1 protein-coding gene is annotated in these 231 nt (G+C 56.3%); it reads left to right on the top strand.

The features are described 5' to 3' along the window. Positions 1-98: 98 nt before the first annotated feature. The coding region (locus KVT28_RS27235; RefSeq protein WP_306665704.1) for a LysR family transcriptional regulator at positions 99-231 on the top strand (133 nt) is incomplete at its 3' end.

Here is a 231-nt window from a genome sequence, read left to right as displayed (position 1 = left end):
GCCTTGAGGCAGTGATAGACTCCCAGCAAGAGCTGCGCTATCTGCGCTATGGCGGAGTTCTGCCTTTCGTCATCCAGCAAACCCTCACAGATTAAAGGATGCCTATGCGGTACGATCTGGTCTCACTCTCGTTGTTTGTCGCGGTGGCGGAGGAGCAGAATCTCACCCGTGCAGCGCGTCGCAAGCATATGGCTGTTTCGGCAGTGAGCAAGCGCATTGCTGAGCTTGAGC

This window comes from Pantoea sp. GbtcB22, assembly GCF_019091025.1.
GTDB lineage: Bacteria > Pseudomonadota > Gammaproteobacteria > Enterobacterales > Enterobacteriaceae > Pantoea > Pantoea leporis.
The sequence above is the reverse complement of the archived record's forward strand: the minus strand, read 5'-3'. Positions and strand labels throughout refer to the sequence as shown.